Source organism: Serratia proteamaculans (genome assembly GCF_004684015.1).
GTDB classification, from domain to species: Bacteria; Pseudomonadota; Gammaproteobacteria; order Enterobacterales; family Enterobacteriaceae; genus Serratia; species Serratia proteamaculans_F.
Genome location: NZ_SRIA01000021.1, coordinates 51400 through 73172, shown reverse-complemented (window position 1 = coordinate 73172; position 21773 = coordinate 51400). Strand labels below are relative to the sequence as shown.

At 57.5% G+C, this 21773-nt stretch carries 21 protein-coding genes; 19 read left to right on the top strand and 2 right to left on the bottom strand.

The window, feature by feature from the left end:
• Window positions 1-159 precede the first annotated feature (159 nt).
• The 5 genes from msrB (at window position 160) to rluF (ending at window position 5627) form a co-directional block, all read left to right on the top strand.
• Window positions 160-657, top strand: coding sequence for a peptide-methionine (R)-S-oxide reductase MsrB (gene msrB / locus E5C26_RS20505; RefSeq protein ID WP_135317948.1), 498 nt, complete (start codon window positions 160-162; stop codon window positions 655-657).
• Window positions 658-670: 13 nt separating this feature from the next.
• Window positions 671-2410 (top strand): cytochrome c biogenesis protein DipZ, encoded by a 1740-nt coding sequence (locus E5C26_RS20500; RefSeq protein ID WP_135317947.1) that lies wholly within the window; start codon window positions 671-673, stop codon window positions 2408-2410.
• A gap of 16 nt (window positions 2411-2426) precedes the next feature.
• The gene (msrA, locus tag E5C26_RS20495) at window positions 2427-3152 is read left to right on the top strand and encodes a peptide-methionine (S)-S-oxide reductase MsrA (RefSeq protein ID WP_135318290.1); all 726 of its coding nucleotides are present in this window, start codon (window positions 2427-2429) and stop codon (window positions 3150-3152) included.
• A 640-nt stretch (window positions 3153-3792) separates the two neighbouring features.
• On the top strand, window positions 3793-4713 hold the full coding sequence (gene speB, locus E5C26_RS20485) for an agmatinase (protein ID WP_135317945.1): 921 nt from the start codon (window positions 3793-3795) through the stop codon (window positions 4711-4713).
• 53 nt (window positions 4714-4766) lie between these two features.
• A complete protein-coding gene (rluF, locus tag E5C26_RS20480; RefSeq protein ID WP_135317944.1) occupies window positions 4767-5627 on the top strand; it encodes a 23S rRNA pseudouridine(2604) synthase RluF in 861 nt (286 codons plus the stop codon).
• A 51-nt stretch (window positions 5628-5678) separates the two neighbouring features.
• On the opposite strand, the gene E5C26_RS20475 is transcribed toward rluF, so the two are convergent.
• A complete protein-coding gene (locus tag E5C26_RS20475) occupies window positions 5679-6926 on the bottom strand; it encodes an MFS transporter (RefSeq protein WP_135317943.1) in 1248 nt (415 codons plus the stop codon).
• Window positions 6927-7320: 394 nt separating this feature from the next.
• Between E5C26_RS20475 and E5C26_RS20470 the strand changes: the two genes are divergently transcribed.
• The 14 genes from E5C26_RS20470 to E5C26_RS20405 all read left to right on the top strand — a co-directional run bounded on the left by E5C26_RS20470 (window position 7321) and on the right by E5C26_RS20405 (window position 20336).
• Window positions 7321-7638, top strand: a complete 318-nt coding sequence (locus E5C26_RS20470; RefSeq protein WP_012146671.1) for a non-heme iron oxygenase ferredoxin subunit — start codon at window positions 7321-7323, stop codon at window positions 7636-7638.
• Between the two features lie 2 nt (window positions 7639-7640).
• Window positions 7641-7949, top strand: coding sequence for a recombinase-like helix-turn-helix domain-containing protein (locus E5C26_RS20465; protein ID WP_135317942.1), 309 nt, complete (start codon window positions 7641-7643; stop codon window positions 7947-7949).
• A gap of 20 nt (window positions 7950-7969) precedes the next feature.
• A complete protein-coding gene (locus tag E5C26_RS20460; protein ID WP_135317941.1) occupies window positions 7970-9013 on the top strand; it encodes an aromatic ring-hydroxylating oxygenase subunit alpha in 1044 nt (347 codons plus the stop codon).
• Window positions 9010-9765 carry an SDR family oxidoreductase gene (locus E5C26_RS20455; protein ID WP_135317940.1) on the top strand — a complete coding sequence of 252 codons (756 nt, stop codon included), beginning with the start codon at window positions 9010-9012 and terminating at the stop codon, window positions 9763-9765. The genes E5C26_RS20460 and E5C26_RS20455 overlap by 4 nt, the downstream gene beginning before the upstream one ends.
• 28 nt (window positions 9766-9793) lie before the next feature.
• Window positions 9794-10588 carry an IclR family transcriptional regulator gene (locus E5C26_RS20450; RefSeq protein WP_135317939.1) on the top strand — a complete coding sequence of 265 codons (795 nt, stop codon included), beginning with the start codon at window positions 9794-9796 and terminating at the stop codon, window positions 10586-10588.
• A gap of 161 nt (window positions 10589-10749) precedes the next feature.
• Entirely contained in the window at window positions 10750-11691 is a 942-nt protein-coding gene (locus E5C26_RS20445) for a VOC family protein (RefSeq protein ID WP_135317938.1), read from the top strand.
• Window positions 11688-12899: an NAD(P)/FAD-dependent oxidoreductase gene (locus E5C26_RS20440; RefSeq protein WP_135317937.1), complete on the top strand. Its 1212-nt coding sequence runs from the start codon at window positions 11688-11690 to the stop codon at window positions 12897-12899. Before E5C26_RS20445 ends, E5C26_RS20440 begins: the two co-directional genes overlap by 4 nt.
• 24 nt (window positions 12900-12923) lie before the next feature.
• Window positions 12924-14186, top strand: coding sequence for an MFS transporter (locus E5C26_RS20435; RefSeq protein WP_135317936.1), 1263 nt, complete (start codon window positions 12924-12926; stop codon window positions 14184-14186).
• Between the two features lie 30 nt (window positions 14187-14216).
• Window positions 14217-14741, top strand: coding sequence for a cupin domain-containing protein (locus E5C26_RS20430; protein ID WP_085119009.1), 525 nt, complete (start codon window positions 14217-14219; stop codon window positions 14739-14741).
• The gene (locus E5C26_RS20425; RefSeq protein WP_135317935.1) at window positions 14741-15559 is read left to right on the top strand and encodes an alpha/beta fold hydrolase; all 819 of its coding nucleotides are present in this window, start codon (window positions 14741-14743) and stop codon (window positions 15557-15559) included. Before E5C26_RS20430 ends, E5C26_RS20425 begins: the two co-directional genes overlap by 1 nt.
• A complete protein-coding gene (locus tag E5C26_RS20420; protein WP_135317934.1) occupies window positions 15556-16350 on the top strand; it encodes an SDR family oxidoreductase in 795 nt (264 codons plus the stop codon). Before E5C26_RS20425 ends, E5C26_RS20420 begins: the two co-directional genes overlap by 4 nt.
• A gap of 15 nt (window positions 16351-16365) precedes the next feature.
• Window positions 16366-17160 (top strand): aspartate dehydrogenase, encoded by a 795-nt coding sequence (locus E5C26_RS20415; RefSeq protein WP_135317933.1) that lies wholly within the window; start codon window positions 16366-16368, stop codon window positions 17158-17160.
• Window positions 17161-17175: 15 nt separating this feature from the next.
• Entirely contained in the window at window positions 17176-18645 is a 1470-nt protein-coding gene (locus tag E5C26_RS20410; protein WP_135317932.1) for an aldehyde dehydrogenase, read from the top strand.
• Between the two features lie 50 nt (window positions 18646-18695).
• The gene (locus E5C26_RS20405) at window positions 18696-20336 is read left to right on the top strand and encodes a thiamine pyrophosphate-binding protein (RefSeq protein ID WP_135317931.1); all 1641 of its coding nucleotides are present in this window, start codon (window positions 18696-18698) and stop codon (window positions 20334-20336) included.
• A gap of 679 nt (window positions 20337-21015) precedes the next feature.
• Here E5C26_RS20405 and E5C26_RS20400 read toward each other — a convergent pair.
• Complete coding sequence (locus E5C26_RS20400; protein WP_135317930.1) at window positions 21016-21768, bottom strand: M48 family metallopeptidase; 753 nt, start codon at window positions 21766-21768, stop codon at window positions 21016-21018.
• Between the last annotated feature and the right edge of the window lie 5 nt (window positions 21769-21773).

The following is a 21773-nucleotide window of genomic DNA, read 5'->3' as shown; positions in this document are numbered from 1 at the left end:
ATGTCCGGCCTTTTTTAATGGTATTTCCCCGCAATCCCCTTCGATATTTCTTTCCCCCATATCAGTTATCACAAATTTGTTATCTCTCCGTGAGGATTCGGACAGGGATTTCTCTGTAGCTTGTCACTATCGGTTGGACCGGTTTGCGGGGTGACAATAATGATTAACAGACGACGGTTTATTCTGGCTGGCGGCGGCCTGTCCGCAGCGCTCGCGTTAGGGCTATTGCCGAGAAAGGCGGCCCGTGCGGCGGCTTCAGGGCAATTTGAAGTCAACTACACTGATCAACAGTGGCATCAGCGGCTGTCCGCCGCGCAATATCATATTTTGCGTGAAGAAGGCACCGAAATACCCTATAGCAGCCCACTGAACGACGAACATCGCGACGGGGTGTTTTCCTGCGCGGGGTGTGATTTACCGCTGTTTTCCTCTCATACCAAGTTTGACAGCCACACTGGCTGGCCAAGCTTTTACCAGCCGCTGGAACAGGCAGTCGAACAACGCCAGGACCGATCATTTGGCATGGTGCGGGATGAAGTCCACTGTCGGCGCTGCGGCGGACATTTGGGACACGTATTTGACGACGGCCCGCAGCCTACCGGATTGCGTTACTGCATGAATGGGGTAGCGCTGTTGTTTACGCCGCAAAAGGCATAATGGAGAGAGCGAAATGTTGATCCTGATACTGGCTTATCTTGGCGGCATTCTGACTATCGCCAGCCCTTGCATTCTGCCGGTGCTGCCGTTCATCTTTTCGCGCGCCGACCGTCCTTTCTTGCGCTCCGGTTTACCCTTGCTGTTGGGAATGGCGTTGACCTTTGCGCTGTTTGCCACGCTGGCGGCCGTAGGCGGCGGTTGGGTGGTGGCCGCCAATCAATATGGCCGTTGGCTGGCGCTGGTGCTGATGGCGGTATTTGGCATCACCTTGCTGTTCCCGTCGGTTGCCGAACGCGTGATGCATCCGCTGGTTTCGGCCGGCAATCGCCTGTCTGACAAGATTGCGGCAGACAAACAGCATCAGGTGGGGCCATCGCTACTTTTAGGCGTTGCCACCGGGTTGCTTTGGGCTCCTTGTGCCGGGCCGATCCTCGGTCTGGTGCTGACCGGTGCCGCGTTGCAGGAGGCGAATGTCGGATCAACATTGCTGTTGCTGGCCTATGCTGCCGGGGCGGCAACCTCGCTGGCATTGGCGCTGCTGATTGGCGGCAAGGTATTCAGTGCCATGAAACGTTCTTTGGGGGCCGGTGAATGGATCCGTCGCGGGCTGGGCGGCGCAATGCTGATTGGCGTGGTGGCGATTGCGCTCGGCCTGGACACCACGGTGCTGGCGCGCATTTCAGCCGCGTCTACCGGTGGCATTGAACAACGCTTGGTGCAGACGTTTACCCCTGCCGCCACGCCGGCAAAACTGCCGCTACAAACGGCGGTCGAGACGCAACCCATATTGGATGACCTGGGCAAGATGCCGGCCCTGTCAGGGGCCGTACGGTGGCTAAACTCCCCGCCGCTGACCACCGAGTCCCTGCGTGGCAAGGTGGTGCTGGTGGATTTCTGGACTTACTCCTGCATTAACTGCTTGCGTACTTTGCCTTATGTGAAGGCCTGGGCGGAGAAATATCGCGACCAGGGGCTGGTGGTGATTGGCGTGCATGCGCCGGAGTTTGCCTTCGAGAGAGACATTGGCAACGTCACCAAAGAGGCGAAAAAACTGGGTATCGACTACCCGATCGCTATCGATAACAACTACAGCATCTGGCGTGCGTTCAACAATCAATATTGGCCTGCCCATTACTTTGTTGATGCCAGCGGCCATATCCGTTATCAGCATTTTGGCGAAGGTGATTACGTGCAGTCTGAGCGGGTGATCCAGGAATTGCTGTGTCAGGCTGGCGCCAAAAATATCAGCACCGCTGTTAGTCAGGTTGCCGGACAGGGGGTTGAACAGGCGGCCGGTACTCAGGCTGACATTTCGCCGGAAACTTATTTGGGTTATGCGCGGGCGGAAAACTTTGCCTCCGGCGAGGCTACTCAAGACATGGTTGCCCGCTATGGCGTACCGGCAAATTTACCGCTCAATGATTGGGGCCTGGCAGGAAACTGGACCGTGGGTGGCGAAAACGTGACTCTGAATGCCCCTAACGGGCGCATTGTCTATCGCTTCCATGCCCGGGATTTGCATTTGGTGCTCGGCCCGGTAAGCGGGGGCAAGCCGGTGGCTTTCAAAGTGACCCTGGATGGCAAAGCGCCAGGCGAGATGCATGGTGCCGATATCGCACCTGACGGGCGCGGCGTGGTCACCGATCAGCGGCTTTACCAATTGATCCGACAAAACGACGGTGCGGGAGAACACACCTTCAGCATCGAATTCGAACAGGCAGGCGTCGCGGCCTATGCCTTCACTTTCGGCTAATTGAGTGGTGAATATGATGAAACGTTCAGACAAGCCCGGTACGTGGTTGCGATCTTCTGCCATCATTGGCGTGATGGCGTTGGCTGGCGCAGTGTTCTGGCAGGGGAACGCCTGGTCATTTGGCGGTGCGGAAACCGCGGTGGTGATCCCGGCATCTGCGGTTGATGAGCCGGCAGGAACCTCGCACAGTGAAACGGCTATTTTTGCCGGCGGCTGTTTCTGGGGTGTGCAGGGCGTCTTTCAGCATGTGAAGGGCGTCACCAACGCTGTCTCCGGTTATACCGGGGGCGCCGCGCAAACTGCCAATTATCAGCAGGTCAGCGGCGGCGATACCGGCCATGCGGAGTCGGTAAAAGTGACCTTTGACCCGACTCAGGTTTCTTACGGTGACTTGCTGCAGATCTTTTTCTCGGTAGCACATAATCCCACCGAGCTTAATCGACAAGGCCCGGACAGTGGCACGCAATATCGTTCGGCGATTTTCCCGCAGAGTGATTCACAACAACGCATTGCCAACGCTTATATCGCCCAATTACAGGCCAGCCACAGTTACGGCCAACCATTGGTGACCCGCGTCGAGAGCAATGGGCATTTTTATCCGGCAGAAAGTTACCATCAGAATTATCTAACCGCACATCCTGACTCCATGTACATCATGATTAACGACCAGCCGAAAATAAAACAGCTGGAGCATTTATTCCCAACTCGTTACAACCAGCAGCCCGTATTGGTGAAACAGTAGCGGTGAAATTATTTTTCGAAGCGTTGGTAAAGGTAATCCACCAAGATCATAGACGTTGGGACATAGGTGAGAATGATTTCTAAGGTAATATCATTCAGTGAATCAATTTGATAACACAGATAACCCAAGGGGAAAACTAACAGAAAGGTTATAGCTTGCAATGCAATATAAACCTTCTGGTGCTTGATAATTCGTTTATGGTGCCTTGGCATGATTGTTAACATTTTATTTGTTAGCCTGTTTTTTAGCTGAATATATAAGGTTAAATTGTTAGTGAAAGTGTTTTTTAGGTTTTTTTAATTTAATAAACACCAGTTTCTTAAATGAGGGAATAACAAACTTATATAATTTATATGCCAGGTTAAGGGACCAGAATCACAAAATTTAATCACGGCAAGCGGCAACGCTCACATAGCTGAAGGATGCAGGGTCTATACTGTGTGACGACGAGCTGCCGGGATGATGATGCGCGCTCTTGAAGCGCGAACGAAATGCGGCGATAATCTGCTGCATCAGCAGTACTGAAACAGATTTCGAATGGATCCCTTTCTCGTCGGGCTAACGACGCGGGAGGGATTTTTTTTTGCCAGCGCCTGTGTGATTTTTCAACAGGCGAAACGTTGAAATATGAGGGTTTACTATGAGTACCTTAGGCCACCAGCCCGATAATTCTTTAGTGTCCAACGCCTTTGGTTTCCTGCGCTTTCCGCTGAACTTTATGCCTTACGACAGCGATGCAGAGTGGGTCATCACCGGCATTCCATTTGATATGGCAACCTCCGGCCGTGCCGGTGGCCGTCATGGCCCTGCGGCGATCCGTCAGGTTTCTACCAACCTGGCCTGGGAAGGCAACCGCTGGCCGTGGAACTTTGACCTGCGCGATCGTCTGAACGTGGTCGACTGCGGCGACGTGGTGTTCAACTTTGGCGACGCTCAGAGCATGAGCGACAACCTGCAGGCGCACGCGGAAAAACTGCTGGCGGCCGGTAAACGTATGCTCTCATTCGGCGGTGACCACTTTGTTACCTTGCCGCTGCTGCGCGCGCACGCCAAACATTTCGGCAAAATGGCGCTGGTGCACTTCGATGCCCATACCGACACCTACGCTAACGGCAGCCAGTACGACCACGGCACCATGTTCTTCCATGCGCCGAACGAAGGCCTGATCGATCCAAAACATTCGGTGCAGATCGGCATTCGTACCGAATACGATCACGATAACGGCTTTACCGTATTGGACGCTGCGCAGGTTAACGATCGCAGCGCGGACGACCTGCTGGCTCAGATCAAACAGATCGTCGGCGATATGCCGGTATACCTGACCTTCGATATCGACTGTCTGGATCCGGCGTTCGCACCGGGCACCGGCACGCCGGTGATCGGCGGCCTGACCTCCGATCGCGCGCTGAAACTGGTACGCGGCATGCAGTCACTTAACATCGTGGGTATGGACGTAGTGGAAGTGGCTCCGGCCTACGATCAATCCGAGATCACCGCGCTGGCCGCGGCGACCCTGGGCCTGGAAATGCTGTATCTGCAGGCTGCCAAGAAGCAATCTTAAACAGTAACAGCTTAAACTCTGGCCTTTCAGAGGCCAGAGTCCATGGAGAAAGCATGCTGACCAAGCCTTCAACACGTCTCAACAAATATATAAGCGAGAGCGGTATCTGCTCGCGCCGCGATGCCGATCGTTACATCGAACAAGGCAATGTTTTTATCAATGGCAAGCGCGTGACGCTTGGCGATCAGGTGTTTCCAGGCGACGTCGTCAAGGTTAACGGTCAGCTGATTGAACCGCGCAACGAAGATAATCTGATCTTCATTGCGTTGAACAAGCCAGTCGGTATTGTCAGCACCACGGAAGAAGGCGAGAAAGACAATATTGTCGATTTCGTCAATCACAGTACCCGCATCTTCCCGATCGGGCGACTGGATAAAGATTCACAGGGCCTGATCTTCCTCACCAACCACGGCGATCTGGTAAACAAGATCCTGCGGGCGGGCAACGATCACGAGAAAGAGTATTTGGTCACGGTCAACAAACCGGTAACCGACGACTTCATTCGTGGCCTGGGGGCCGGCGTGCCGATGCTGGGTACGGTGACCAAAAAGTGCAAGGTGAAGAAAGAAGCGCCATTTGTGTTTCGCATCGTGCTGGTGCAGGGGCTTAACCGCCAGATCCGCCGCATGTGCGAGCATTTCGGCTATGAGGTGACCAAGCTGGAGCGTACTCGCATTATGAATGTGAGCATGGCCGGGTTGCCACCGGGTGAATGGCGTGACTTAACCGACGATGAACTGGTCGAGCTGTTTAAATCGATCGAGGGTTCTTCCTCGGAAGCCAAGCCGGCGAAGAAAGCCAAACCGGCGGTGAAAAAGCCCGTCAGTGCATCGAAAAGCGCCGAAAAGCCAGCCGGAGGTGCTCCTGCGCGTAAGCGCTTCGCTCAGCCTGGCCGTAAAAAGAAAGGGCGTTAAGCCGCAGTAACATGAATAGGCGGTCGGGGCGCATTATCTGCCCCGACCCTTTTACGCCCGCTTTGCCTCACGCGTCATCAGCATCCGGCTGAACAACACACCCCCTGCCAGCAATGTTACCCCCTGTGACACGATCAGCACCGCAAATCCCGCAGACACCTTGCCCTGGCTGGCCATCACCATGCCCATAATCATAGGTACCAACGCCGAGAACATATTGCCGATACCGTTAATCAGCCCATAGGCGCTGCCCACGGCCTGTGGCTGCGCATAATGCTGCAACAGCGTCGGGATCGCGGCTCCCTGAGCGCCCCAACAGGCATTGGCCGCCAGCAGGAAAAAGGCTATCCAGCCGAGCTGTTCGCTATGCATCACGCCATAGATGCACAGCGCCGTCGCCGCACCGCCAAAGGCGAAAATCAGCGGTGCCTGATAAGGGCGAATACGATCAAGCAGCACACCGCCGAGGTATTTTGAGCCGATACTGACAATAAACGGCAGCGAGGCCATCCAACCCATCTGTTTGATGGAAAAGCCTTTCTCATCGGTCAGGTAGGCCGGTAGCCAGGAGCTGGATCCCCACAGGTAGCTGAGGGTAGCGATCTCGATAAGCATGATCCAGCCGAGCATCGGGGTGCGCCAGGCGAGGGCAAAAGTATCCCAGACGCGTTGCAGGATCGGCCTTGGATCAACGGCGCGCGACGGCAACGCGGCGGGATGGATAAACAGCCGAACCAACGCCAGCCCCAGCAACAGGTTGATCAGTGCCAGCAGATAGAAAGAAACCGCCCAGCCGAAGTGCGCCATCAGGAAGCTCACCAGCGGAAAACCAATCACCAGCCCTAACGAGACGCCCAGAGTGCTGACCGCATTGGGCTTGCCGCGTTCATCGGCGGCGAAGTGATCGCCGATATACATGGTTTTCAGCGAGAACAGCGGCCCCTCACTGACACCCAACAATGCGCGCACCACAAATAACAGCAGTAGCGACCCCGCCAGCGGCGAGGCGGCGGTGAGCAACGCCCACAGCACAATGCTCAGCGTCAGCGCACGGCGATAACCCATCAGCGTTTCCAGGAACGGCGTCAGCAGCATGGCGGAAAGCCCATAGCCGAGTAAAAACACCGTCATCAACATACCCTGATGCGTGCGGTTATCCCCGAGCTGGAAGTGTTGCAGGAAGTCGGGGTTAACCAGCATCACGGCGATATTGACCCGATCGGCATAGGCGATGACGATCAAAAACAGCAGGGCCATGACCCCAAACCAGCGTTGACGTTGTTGCACAATGCGCTCCATCTGCGCTCCTTTGGCGGGTGGTTAACGAATTCAGGCAGCAGAGAACTAACCCGCTGATTTCACAGTGCTGAAAAGCAGGTTTGAGTCATCTAAATGTAAAATTATTGTTATTTAAAAGGGTGGCTTGTCAGTGAGAGAGAACTTTTACTCTTATTACGCCAGCCAGATCAACCTGTTTTTAGCCATGAATTTGTGATGAAAAGCACAATGTTCATCAGTTTTTCATATCGGTGCATTTTTTCGTGATCCTCTCCGCATTTGTCATGTTTAAACAACTTTCCATTAACAATTGCCGCGTTGCTCTCTTGACGAAAGTTTCACCAGACTTATAGTGAGCGTATTAAATAAGAAACTGAGTTTCATATATGAAACAATCAGATAGGGGACAGAAGCAATGAGCTGGAAGAAAGTGTGTGAAGTGTCTCAGGTGAAAGAGGATTTTCCTTTCTCCGCCAACGTGGAAGGGAAAGAAGTCGGGGTGTATCTGATCGACGGCAACTATTACGCGCTGGAAGACGTCTGCCCACATGCCTATGCCTTGCTCAGCCAGGGGTTTGTTGATGACGGTAAGGTCGAGTGTCCGTTGCACGAAGCATTGTTCGACGTGCGTACCGGCCAGTGCCTGCGTGAGCCAGGCGGCCGCGATCTGCAAACCTATGCCACCCGGGTGATCGACAATCAAATCCAAATCACCTTTATTGCGGAGGAGTAATCATGCAGCACATCACCGATTTCAATCCCTGGCTGCCGGACACCCAACAGGTGATCCCGGCGCGCGAAGGCGGCAACGGTCAAATTCACCAACCAGGCCAATTCCAAAACGTCATCTGGCAGAACCGTGCCCGGGTGCCGGACGGTTTTGAAACTGCGCTGGTGACGGCGTTGGAAGAGATCTTCGATCAGGGCGCGGAAGAGCTGGAGCAGATCGTCAGTGCGCTTAATCAGCGTCGCCTGTTCGATCGCAGCGGCCAGCCGTGGAATGAGACGGCGTTCCGCGAATTCCTTCACGTTAACGGTTTCTGATCCACACCCGGGAGAAGACAATGACAGTAAACACAACATCCTCCGCACAAGCCTTGCAGGACTATCTCGACCAGGGGCTACGCGGCATGTGGTATCCGGTGCTGGCCAGTTGGGAAATTGGCAATAACCCGGTCGGTATTACGCGTCTGGAGCAGCAGATCGTGGTGTGGCGTGACGGCGAAGGCGCGATCCACGCGCTGGAAGATCGTTGTCCGCATCGCGGAGCGCGGCTTTCCATGGGCTGGAACCTGGGCGATCGCATCGCCTGCTGGTATCACGGCGTTGAAGTGGGCGGTGACGGTACGGTTAAAGACGTGCCGGCGGTCGATCGTTGCCCGCTGGTGGGGCAAAAATGCCTGCGTTCTTATCCGGCCAAAGAGGCCTACGGTGCGGTGTTCCTCTATTTCGGCGTGACCGCAGATGAAGAACCGGCCGAACTGACTTTCCCACCGGAGCTGGCGGACGAAGCCGACTACAGCAACTTCCTGTGCACCGCCAGTTGGGACTGTAATTACCAGTACGCGTTGGAAAACGTAATGGATCCGATGCACGGCACCTACCTGCATTCCTCGTCGCACTCAATGGCGGAAGGGGATCGCAAGGCAGACATGGCGCTGGAGCCGACCGACAGCGGTTTCATCTTTAAAAAGAATGGCCAGATCGGCGTCAACTTTGACTGGGTAGAGTTCGGCAGCAGCGGGGCTTACTGGATGCGCCTGTCGATCCCGTACAAAAAACGCTTTGGGCCGGGCGGCCACTTCTGGATCATCGGCATGGTGGTTCCGGAAGACAAGGATCACTGCCGGGTGTTCTTCTGGCGGATCCGCAAGGTGAAAGACTGGCAGCGTGACATGTGGCGCTTTATGTACCGTAACCGCCTGGAATCCTTGCACTGGGACGTCCTGGAGCAGGATCGCATCGTGCTGGAAAACATGGCACCGAACGCGCGTGGCCGGGAATACCTGTATCAGCATGACGTCGGGTTATCTCGCCTGCGGCGTATGATGCAAAAAGAAGCGCAGAAACAGTTGGCGCGGCTCAGTGAATTGGAGGCGGCGCAGTGAACGGCCTGCTGACGGGGAAACGTATTGTGGTGACCGGCGCAGCACGCGGGCTGGGGCGTAGTTTTGCTGCCGCTATTGCCGCCGCCGGTGCCAAAGTGGTGATGTGCGATATTCTGGCGGATGAACTGGCAGACGGCGCCGCCAGCCTGCGCGAGCAGGGAGCACAGGTCGAAAGTCAAGTGATCGATCTGGCCGATCCGGCGTCGATCAGCGCCGCGTTTAACGCCATCGCCGAAGGCGGGGCCGTTGACGGGTTGGTGAACAATGCGGCGTTGGCCACCGGCGTCGGCGGCAAAACCATGATGGAATATGACATCGATCTGTGGGATCGGGTGATGCAGGTCAACGTGCGCGGCACCTGGCTGGTGAGTCAGGCGGCGGTACCGCTGCTGGCGCAAACCCCGCATGCCAAGATCGTTAACGTGGCTTCGGATACCGCGCTGTGGGGCGCACCGCGCTTAATGGCCTATGTGGCCAGCAAAGGGGCGATTATCTCGATGACCCGCTCGATGGCGCGTGAGTTGGGCCCGCAGGGTATCTGCGTTAATGCCATTGCTCCGGGCCTGACGCGGGTGGAAGCCACCGAATATGTGCCTGCCGAGCGTCATCAACTGTACGAGCAGGGCCGGGCCCTGGCCGGGGCGCAGCATCCTGACGACGTCAACGGTACGGTGCTTTACCTGCTGTCACCGCTGGCGAACTTCGTGACCGGTCAGCTGTTGCCGGTCAACGGTGGATTCGTCTTTAACTAATCAATACTCAATTAGCCAGGAGCAGCACATGGCAGACGACCAAGGGTGTAAATATCTGATCCCAGGACTGGATCGCGGATTGCAACTGTTGCTGGCGTTTGGCGAACAGCATAAGGAAATGACCTTTGCCCAATTGCATCGCCTGGTCGATATGCCAAAAGCTACCGCCTATCGCGTGGTGCAAACGCTGGAGCATCTGGGTTTTCTGGAACGCAACCCGCGCACCAACACTTTCTCGCTGGGCATCAAGGTGTTGCGCCTGGGCTTTGAATATATTGCCTCGCTGGATGTGGCGCAGGCCGGTCAGCCGGTAATAGAACAACTGCGCGATCGTAGCCAGTGCAGCAGTCATCTGGCGATCCGTGATGGACGCGATGTGATCTACATCGCCCGCGTCAGCGCCGCCGGTTCACAAATCAACCAGGTCAGCGTCGGCACCCGTCTGCCGGTGCACCAAACTTCGCTAGGCCGCATGTTGCTGACCAGCGCCACCCGTGAAGAGTTCGAACTGCTGTATCCGCAGGAGCAACTGCCGGGTAGCGGCCCGGGCACCCCGGCGGATCGCGAAACGCTGTGGCAAATGGTGCAGCAGGACAAGGCGCGCGGCTATGTGATCGGCGAGTCGTTTTTCCGCCACGGTATCTCTTCCATCGTCTACCCGATTTTCAATCGCGAGCAGCGGGTTGAGGCCGTGATCAGCATTATGGTGCCGTCCGATGAGATCCCAAAAGCGGATCGTGAGCGGTTACGCATGGAGGTGCGGGACGCCGCGGTGAAAATCTCCGGCTTCCTGGGCGCACCGCCGCAGGCTAACGTCGGTTAACTGATTTTCATAGGGGCGCCGCAAGCTGCGTCCGCATTAATCGGGACAAATAGACTCGTCCCCTATCAATGACTCAGGCAGGGATAAGACTCATGAAAATCATGGGTCGGGGATCAGTCATGCCTGAAAACTGCATTCAGCGAGCACGTGAGGCACATTTAATGAGCGTAATCGGAATCGAAAAACTGGAATTTGGCGTCGAAGATCTGCCAACTAGCGAAAAATTCATGCAGGACTTCAGCCTTCAGACGGCACAACAGCATTGGGGTGAAACCCAGCGCGAATTCACTACCCTGAGCGGGGCGCGGGTGGTGTTGCATCCGTTGCACAGCGAAGCATTACCTCCGGCGTTTGAGGGCGGTTCGACCCTGCGTCGCATGACCTGGGGGGTTGGCAGCCCGGCCGAGTTGGCGGCGTTGCAACCCTTGTTGGCGCAGATGCCGGGTTTCCGCCTGGTCGGGGAAGAACTGGAATGCCTTGATCCTAACGGCATGACGGTGCGCTTTAGCGTTAGCCAGCAACGGGAAGTTGATTTGCCGGTGTCGCCGATCAACCAGTGGGGTGACGTGCGTCGTATCGATCAGCCAAGCCCGGTGTATGCCCAGGCGCAGCCAATCAATATTGGCCACGTGGTGTTCTTCGTCGAGGATCTGGCCGCGACCGAGCGCTTCTACCGTGAAGTACTGGGGTTCCAGGTCTCGGACCGTTATATCGACCGCGCGGTATTCCTGCGTACCCAGGTGCGCGGCGGCCATCACAACCTGTTCCTGCTGAAATTGCCTAATCGTCCGCGCGGCCTGAATCACGTGGCCTTTACCGTACGCGACATCCACGAGGTGATCGGCGGCGGTATCGCCATGAACAAAGAGAACTGGAGCACCTTTATCGGCCCCGGTCGCCACCCGATCTCCTCGGCTTATTTCTGGTACGTCAACAGTCCGACCGGCGGGGCATTTGAGTACTACACCAACGACGATTACCTGACCGAAAACTGGCAGCCCCGCGAGCTGGAGCACTCACTGGTGTCGTTCACCGAGTGGGCCGTGGAAGGCGGTATTGACCACGACACCCGTCGCCAGCATAAAAAGCCGGAGGCGTTATGAGCCAGCCAGAATCGGCGGGCATCCTGATCATCGGCGGTGGCCAGGCCGGGGGTTGGGCAGCGAAAACGCTGCGTGACCGCGGCTACACCGGCAAGCTGACAGTGGTTAGCGACGAGCCCTATGACTTTTATGAACGTCCGCCACTTTCCAAGGCGGCGTTGCTGGATGGCAATGCGCCGCTCAGCCGACTATTCAGTGAGCAGGTGGTGACCGGGTTGAACATCGACTGGTGTCGCCCGCTGCGTGCTGAAGCCATTGATGCACAAAAACAAATTGTCACTCTCAGCGACGGCCGACAGCTGCAGTTTGATCAACTGCTGATCGCCACCGGTGGGCGACCGCGTCTGCCGGACGCCCGTTGGGCCAGTCATCCGCGCGTTATGACGTTACGCTCCTGGGACGATGCCGGCCGACTGCGCCAGGCGTTGCAGGGCTGCCGCAAGCTGGCCATCGTCGGTGGCGGTTGGATCGGCCTGGAAATTGCCGCTTCGGCACGGCGCCTCGGGGCTGAGGTGACGGTGTTTGAGCGCCAGCCTGCATTGTGCATGCGCAGCGTCGGCGCGGACGTTTCCCAGGCGTTGCTTGAACTGCATCAGCAACAGGGCGTAACGGTGCATTGCGGCTGCGGTGACATCCAACTGGAAGATCGTAACGGCAGCGCCTGGATCGGCAGCGACAGCAGCGATCCTCAGGAATTTGATCTGGTGGTGGTAGGGATCGGCGTGGAGTTGAATCTGGAACTGGCGCATAGCGCCGGGCTGAAGGTTGACGCCGGTATTGTGGTTGATGGCCAGGGGCGCACCAGCCACCCGGCGATCTTCGCCGCCGGCGACGTAGCGCGCCACCCGACGCTGGGTCTGTGCCTGCAATCCTGGGCCTATGCGCAGAATCAGGCGATCAGCACCGCCTGCGCGATGCTCGATGCCTTTGCCTCACCTTACGATGACGTGGCCTGGCTTTGGTCGGATCAATACGACGCCAATATCCAGATCCTCGGCATACCGACCGGCGGCGTACACCACGTGGTGCGACGCACGCCACAGTCACAGGTGTTCTTTACGCTCAATGCCGACCGGCAGCTGGTGCAGATGGTGGCGTTTAACGACGCACGCACCATCAAGCTGGGCAAGCGCTGGCTGGCCAGTGGGCGAGTGTTGGAACCGCAGCAGTTGGCGGACGCAGAGTTTTCTTTGATGGCGTTGAAATAACGCCCGTAACCTCGGGAGCGTTTCATGACTACGCAAGATATTGACGCCCGCGCTGGACGGGTGGGGGAAGCCGTTGCCGAAAATCCGCAGCAGCGGGTGCGCTGGTCGGTGCCAATTGCGCTGTTTGCCTGCGTGCTGTTGGCCTTTTTCGACAAGATCAGCATCGCGGCACTGTTTTCCGATAGCGAATTCCAGCAGGCGCTGGGCATCAGTTTTGACCCGGCGCGACTGGGCTTGCTGATGAGTGCATTTTTGTTCTCGTACGGCATTTCTTCGATGCTGCTCAGCGGCATTGGCGACCGGTTGAACCCGGTAAAAGTGTTGATCGGCATGATGGTGGTGTGGGGCGTATTGATGGTGCTGATGGGCCTGGCCCGTTCGTATCACACCATGATGACGCTGCGCATTTTACTCGGCATTGCCGAAGGCCCGCTGCTGCCGATGGCCTACGCCATTATTCGCCAGGCTTTCCCGCAGCGGCTGCAGGCACGTGCCACCATGCTGTGGCTGCTTGGCACCCCGTTGGGGGCGGCGCTCGGCTTTCCGGTCACGTTGTATATCCTCAACACCTTTGACTGGCAGGCCACCTTCTTCTTTATGGCGTTCCTGACGCTGCCGGTGATGCTGTTGGTGCTGTTCGGCATGCGTCATCTGAATGTGTCGCGTCCGGCCGCCGCGACCGTTTCACCCCCGGCGGTCGCCGAACGCAAACAGCATCGCCTTGAACTGCTGCGCAACCCGCATTTCTGGATGATTTGCCTGTTTAACATCGCCTTCCTGACCTACCTGTGGGGCATGAACGGCTGGCTGCCCAGCTACCTGATCAAGGGCAAAGGCATTCACCTGGAACACGCCGGTTATCTGTCATCGCTGCCGTTTATCGCCATGCTGCTCGGCGAAGTACTCGGGGCCTGGCTGTCGGACAAACTGGATCGCCGTGCGCTGGCCTGCTTTATCTCGCTGTGCGGCGCCGGGCTGGGCTTGGCCGTGGTGCTGCATATGCAGGGGACCTACAGCGTGATCGCCGCCATGGCCTTTAGCACCTTTATGTGGGGGGCCGGTGCGCCGAACATCTTTGCTCTGCTGGCGAAGGCCACCAGCAGCAAGGTTAGCGCCACCGCCGGCGGTATTTTTAACGGATTAGGCAATTTTGCCGGTGCATTGGCACCGGTGCTGATGGGGGCGCTGATCGCCGCCACCGGCAACATGGATAACGGCTTGCTGTTCCTGGTGGTGATGGCCTTTATCGGCTGCATCATTCTGCTGCCGTTGCTGAAGAAATATTGATATCCCATTGATTCACAGAGGAGTACCAACATGTCCCAGGTTGAGAAACAAGCTGCCGTCAAGCCGCAGGATCAGTCGATAGAGAATTGGGTGGAGTCACGTATCGCCCGCTTTGAAGGCCGTAAATATGACTGGAATGCGTTGAAGTTCCAGGCTGACTACGACCCGAAATACCGCCGTGCGCAGATGCGCTATATCGGCACCGGTGCCACCGGGGTGGTTAACGACACCAATACCATTCCGGCAGGCAATTTTACCTTCTCCACCATGGTGCTGCCGTCGAAATGCGAAGGCCCGTTGCACCTGCACGACGACGTGGAAGAAGTGTTCTTTATGCTCAAGGGCAGCATTACGCTGATGATCCAGGACGGCACCGAGTACTACGAAACCAAGCTGAAAGAGCGCGATCTGATCTCGGTGCCGGCCGGTGTTTACCGTGGGTTGTTCAACCACGGCGAGGAAGAGGCGTTGATGTGCGTGATGCTCGGCACCGCCAAACCGGAAACGCCGACCTACCCGGCAGATCACCCTTTATCCAAAGTGAAACGCAACTGATGAACGGCCTGGTGCAACGTCAGCAGGCGCGCTGCGGGGGTTACACCCTCAGTTGGCGCGAAGCGGGGCACGGCCGTCCGGTGGTGTTGCTGCATGGCATCAGCTCCGGTTCGGCCTCGTGGGTCAAGCAGTTTAACGATCCTGGCCTGGCCGACGGTCACCGCCTGCTGGCCTGGGATGCTCCGGGCTACGGTGGCAGCCTGCCGCTGACGGTGAACCAGCCGGACGCCACCGCTTACGCAGCCGCGCTGGCGGCGCTGGTGGCAGAGCTTGAGCTGGAGCAACCGCTGATTGTCGGCCATTCGCTCGGTGCGTTGATCGGCAGCGCCTATGCTGCCGATCATCCCGACGGCCTATGCGGACTGGTGCTGGCAGATCCGGCTCAGGGTTATGCCACGGCGCCGGAAGAAAAACGTCAGCAGGTTTACGGTCAGCGCAAACAGATGATTGAAAAGCTGGGGCCGCAGGGCTATGGCGAACAGCGGGCGGCGGCGTTACTGCGTGATGACGCGGATCCGCAAGATATCGCCTGGGTACGCAATGGCATGCAGCAGCTGGATCCTGAAGGCTTTCTCAGCGCCGCCTGGATGCTGGCCAACGACGATATCGGCCGCCATCTGGCGCGTTATCGTGGCCCGCTACAGGTGTGGTGTGGCGACGACGACCGGATCACACCGCCGGAAGCGGCGGCAATACTGGCGCAGCAGCAGGACGCGCCTCTGCGGCTGATCGAGGGCGCAGGGCATGCCAGCTATCTCGATGCGCCGGTGCAATTCAACCGTTATTTGCAGGACTTTACGGGAGCAATCCAACCATGAATTTTCAGCTTGAGCAACGGGTCGCAGTGGTCACCGGCGGTTCGTCGGGCATCGGTTTTGAGACTCTGCGCCTGCTGTTGGCGGAAGGGGCGAAAGTGGCCTTTTGCGGACGCAACCCGGACAAACTGGCCGGAGCCGAAGCCAGCCTGCGTAATGAGTTCCCACAGGCGGAAATATTGGCGCAGTGCTGCGACGTGCTGGACGAGGCGCAGGTGACGCAGTTTGCCGCTCAGGTGACGGCGCACTTCGGCGGGGTAGATCTGTTGATCAACAACGCCGGTCAGGGATTTGTGGCGCATTTTGAACACACCCCGCGTGCGGCCTGGCTGCATGAGGCGGAGCTAAAACTGTTCGGCGTGATCAACCCGGTGCAGGCGTTCTTGCCGGCGCTGGAGCGCTCGGATATCGCTTCAATTACCTGCGTGAACTCACTGCTGGCTTTGCAGCCGGAAGAACACATGATCGCCACCTCGGCGGCGCGTGCCGCACTGCTCAACCTGACGCTGACGCTGTCGAAAGAGCTGGTGGACAAGGGCATTCGCGTCAACTCGATCCTGCTGGGCATGGTGGAGTCTGGCCAGTGGCGACGCCGTTTCGACGAGCGCAGCGATAAGGATCAAAGCTGGGAGCAGTGGACGGCGGCGATTGCCGAACGTCGCGGCATCCCAATGAAACGTCTAGGTAAGCCACAGGAGCCGGCGCGGGCGCTGTTGTTCCTGGCTTCCCCTCTGGCGTCCTTTACTACCGGTGCGGCGCTCGACGTCTCCGGTGGCTTTAACCGCCATCTTTAACGCAGGGGCTGAAAGATGAAGAAGATCATGATGATTGGCTACGGCGCAATGGCCAGAGAAGTGCTTTCCCGCCTGCCGGATGGGGTGAGCGTGGGCTGGATTGTGGCGCGTGCGGCTCATCATGCGGCGATTGCCAGCGCCTTTGGCGGCGATGTGCAGGCGTTAACCCACCCGGACCAATGCGCCGAACGGCCGGATCTGGTGCTGGAATGTGCCAGCCAGCAGGCGGTGGCGGAATTTGGTGAAGCGGTGGTGACGCGTGGCTGGCCGTTGGCGGTGATCTCCACCGGCGCTTTGGCGGATGCATCGTTGCAGCAACGGTTGCAGCAAGCCTGTCGCCAGCATCAGGGGCAATTGATTGTGCTGTCCGGTGCGGTAGCGGGCATGGACGGGCTGGCGTCGGCACGCGAGGGCGGGCTGGACAGCGTCACCTATCAGGCCTGTAAAAGCCCGGCGAGCTGGCGTGGCAGCATGGCAGAGCAATTGATTGATCTGGATGCGGTGAGCGAGGCGCAGGTGTTTTTTGAAGGCTCGGCGCGTGAGGCGGCGAGGCTGTTCCCGGCCAATGCCAACGTGGCTGCGACCATCGCGCTCAACGGCTTGGGGATGGACGCCACCCGGGTACGACTGCTGGTCGATCCCGCGACCCGGCGCAATACCCACCGGCTGCAGGTGTGCGGCAATTTCGGTGAGTTTCAGATTGAGCTGAGCGGTAACCCGCTGGCGAGTAATCCCAAAACATCAACCCTGGCGGCGCTGAGCGCGGTACAAGCCTGCCGCCGTCTGGTTGACGGTGGCTTTATTGCCTGAACGGCAGGAGCGAGCATGGAAAAGTTAAAGATTTTTGTAGCTGGGCGCTGGTGCGAAGGGCGTGGCGATGAGATGACCTCGGTGTTTCCGGCCGACGGCAGCGTCAATGCGCAGTTGCGTGCCGCCAGCGTTGAAGACGTCAATGATGCGGTTGTCGCGGCGGAACGCGCCTGGCGTGCTCCCGAGTGGCGTGGGCTGGTGCCGCATCAGCGTGCCAACATTCTGTACCGCGTCAGTAATCTGATTATGGCGCAGCAGGAAGAGTTGGCGCAGTTGCAGACCCGCGACAACGGTAAACCGCTGGCGGAGACCCGTGGGCTGGTGGCCAGTGCGGCGGCAACGGCTCGCTACTTTGCTGCCGCCTGCGAGGTGCTGGAGGGCGAACTGCCGACCCAGCGCAGCGCCGAGGTGATGACGCTAAGCCAGTATCAACCGCTGGGGGTGATCGCGGCGATTACGCCGTGGAACTCGCCGATTGCCAGTGAAATGCAAAAGGTGGCCCCGGCGCTGGCGGCGGGCAACGCGGTGATCCTCAAACCGGCCGAAGCCACGCCGCTGATGGCGCTAAAACTGGCGGAGCTGTTTGAACAGGCGGGACTGCCTGCCGGACTGCTCAGCGTACTGCCGGGCAAAGGCTCGGTGATTGGCGAAGCGCTGGCCCGCCATCCGTTAGTGAAAAAGATTTCCTTTACCGGCGGCACCAATACCGGTCGCCATTTGGCGCATATCGCCGCCGAGAAGCTGATCCCCACTTCGCTGGAACTGGGCGGCAAGTCACCGACCATCGTGCTGGAAGATGCGGATTTGGAACAGGCGGCGCGCGGCATCTGTTATGGCATTTTCAGCTCCGCCGGCCAGGCTTGCATCGCCGGTTCGCGGCTGTTTGTGCACCGTTCTTTGTACCAGCCCCTGCTGGTGCGCCTGAGTGAACTGGCGGCCGGATTGCGGGTGGGTAATCCCCTGACGCCGGGGGTGCATCTCGGCCCGCTGATTAACCAAAAACATCGCCAAAGCGTGGCGGATTACGTGGCGCTGGCGCAGCAGGAAGGCGGGCGGATAGTGATTGGCGGTGAAGCCCCGGCCGATCCGCAATTGGCCGTTGGCAGCTATTACCTGCCGACGATTATCGAAGGGCTGAGCAATAGCGCCCGCGCCTGTCAGGAGGAGATTTTTGGCCCGGTGCTGGTGGTGCTGCCGTTCGACGACGAGCAGCAGTTGATTGAACAGGCCAATGATTCGGTGTACGGGCTGGCGGCCGGCATCTGGAGCCGTGATTTCCCGCGGGCGATGGCGCTGGCGGAGCAATTGGAAACCGGCACGGTGTGGATCAACACCTACAAGACATTCTCCATTTCTACGCCTTTCGGCGGTTTTAAAGAAAGCGGTCTGGGCCGCGAAAAGGGCCTGCACGGCATCAAAGCCTACATGCAGCAAAAAAGCCTGTATCTGGCGCTTAGCCATCAGGCGAATCGCTGGAGCGATTAGTTTTGAGCGACGGTGCGTACCCCTACAACGAACATATAAGAAGGCTGATGATGAGCGAGAAAATAACGGTTGGCGAGGCGATAGCCCGGACTCTGGAACAGTACGAGGTGTCGGCGATGTACGGCATCATTTCGATTCATAATCTGCCAATTGCCGATGCGGTGGGGCAACGTGGCAACATTCGCTTTGTGCCGGCACGTGGTGAAGCCGGTGCCGTGACCATGGCTGATGCCCACGGCCGTTTCTCCGGTCTGGGCGTGGCCTTGACCAGCACAGGTGCCGGTGCCGGCAATGCGGTCGGCGCAATGATCGAGGCGATGAACGCCAACACGCCGCTGCTGCACATTACCGGTCAGGTGGAAAAAGCTTATCTGGATGCCGACGCCGGGTTTATTCATGAAACCCGCGATCAATTGGGTTTCCTGCGCGCCTGCTCCAAACGCGCGTATCGGGTTAACTCTGCGGACCAGGCGGTGGCCGTGATCCAGCGGGCCATTCTCGACGCGCAGACGGTGCCTTGCGGCCCGGTGGCGGTAGAGATCCCGATCGATATTCAAAGCAGCCTGGTCTCCAGTGCGGTGCTGAGCCAGCCGGTGATGCCTGCGCCGTTGCCGCCAGCCAGTGATGACGCGGTTGAACGGCTGTATCAGCGGCTGAAACAGGCCAAACGCCCACTATTATGGTTGGGCGGCGGTGCGCTGGCCTGCGGCGAGGCGGTGCGCAAACTGGCGGATGCCGGTGTGGCGGTGATCTCCAGCACCCACGGGCGCGGCATTCTGCCTGATAGCCATCCACGCAGCCTGCGTGCGTTCCATAATTCACCGAGCATTGAGGCGATCCTGACGCAGTGCGATCTGACGCTGGTGGCCGGTTCACGCCTGCGCAGCAATGAAACCCGCACCTGGACGCTGCCGCTGCCACGCCCATTGGTGCAGATTGATATTGATCCTGCGGCGGCCAACCGTAACTATCTGGCCGACGAACAAATTAATGGCGACTGTGCAGCTTTGCTTAACGCACTGGCTGCCCGGGTTAACCCAGGTGAGAAGGTCAATGCCGAGTGGGATAGCGAAATCGCCCGCGCGGTGCAGCAGGCGGAAAGCGCGCTGCGCCAACAGTCGGGGGAATATGCCAAATTAAACGACGCCATTGCCGCCGCGCTGCCGCAGGATGGGCTGCTGGTCCGTGATATCACCGTCTCTGGCAGCGTTTGGGGCAGCCGTTTGTTCCGCGCGATTTCGCCGCTGTGTAACATTCACTCGCTGGCCGGGGCGATTGGCATGGGATTGCCGATGGCGATTGGTACCGCGATCGCTAACCCGCAGCGCAAGGTGGTCGGGCTGGTGGGCGACGGCGGGTTGGCGTTAGGCTTGGGCGAGCTGGCGACCATGGCGCAGGAGCAGGCCAATATCACTTTGCTGATTATGAACGATGGTGGCTACGGCGTGATGCGCGGCATTCAGGATAAATACTTTGCCGGTCGTCAGTACTATAACGAACTGCACACCCCGTCCTTTACGCTGGTGGCCGAAGCTATGGGGCTGAAAGCCTGGAAGGTCGACAGCGCGGCGCAGTTCAGCGGCGTATTGGCGGAGGCGATTAACTATCCGGGACCGTCGGTGGTGGAAGTGGACATGAACAGCATCGGGCCGCTAACCTTCGCCGGGCCACCGCAAAAGACCCTGTACTGAGCCGTGACAGATTGAACGGCACCTTAATCTGTCGAGGTGTCGTTCAAAGGTTATCAATTTTTATTAAATATTCCCAGGGCGTCGACTATCACTGAAATGAATACTCGTAGCCCAATAATAGCAAGAACCAGTGTGAGCAAGTCTACATAGCTGGTCGCCGGTTGGAATATTTTTAATGATGATTTAATACCAATAAAGTAACAGCCTGGCATCCAGATAATGGAAATTAACGAGTATCTTGCTTTATTCATGCGTTGACGCCTTAATCACTGCCATTACTGAGTGAAAGCGATTTCTGTATGTATAAAATGCGACAGGTGGCGGCCTGGCTACTCACCACACACGACCACCAGAGATTTGATCGAGTAAAGATGTATCAATAGGTTTCATAAATAACTCCATTCCATAGTGTTGTTTTATGTCCGTAAGGGAGCTTAGTATTATATTTTTTCCAGAAAGACATCAATGCTGTATCGATGAGTTTTCGCTAAAGATCACAAAAAATCAATAGTTATTATGTGTTGTTGTAAGTTTTTTTATTTATATGATTCTATAAGTGGAGTTGAGTGGTTTTTTAATAATGGATTTAACAGGAATGCGTTTTTTATTTTCTGAAAACGGCACCTTAATCAGTGGGAAAGCCACTTTGGGGTGCCGTTGTTCTATAGAGCAATAAGGGTTACTTGCCTGCCGCGATGCGGTCGCGAATATGCTGCGCACGCGCTTCGGAGGCCGGGTGGTCGTCGAACATGCTGCTCTGACGGCCGGCTTCCATTTTAGCCAGTTTTTCAAAGCTGGTGACCAGGCCGTTCGGATCGATACCGCGTTTTTTCATCAGATCAAACGAGTAGTCATCCGCTTCGCTTTCCTGCTTCTGGGAGAACTGGGCATTCACCAGTTTTTCGCCCATGTCCGCCAACTGCGACTGCGACAGCGAACCTATGATGCCGCCGGTCGAGGCTGCGGCGGTGCGCAACGCCACGGTACCGTAGGCCACCTGCATGGCTTTACGCGTATGGCCCAGCGCGACGTGGCCCATTTCATGCCCCAGCACGCCTTCCACTTCATTGTCGGTCATCATGTCCATCAGACCGCTGTAAACGCGGATACAGCCGTTGGCCATCGCCCAGGCGTTTACGTCTTTAGTGACGTAAACCTTGTAGTTGGCCGGCGTGCCGTTGATATTATCACCCAGTGCCGCCGCGATTTTGTTCAGGCGTTTGGCATAGGTGCTGTCAGCCGGCGCGATTTGTGCCTTGCTGTCCATCTCTGCGCAGGATTTATCACTCAGGGTTTTTACGTCGTCATTACTCAACGTTGCCGCCTGAAACGCCTGTGCGCCAGACTGCATCAGGGTATCGGTGTTCAGGTTTTGACAGCCGCTTACCAAAGTGGCAATGCTTAATGCAATCAAAGAGGTACGGATTTTCATAAAGC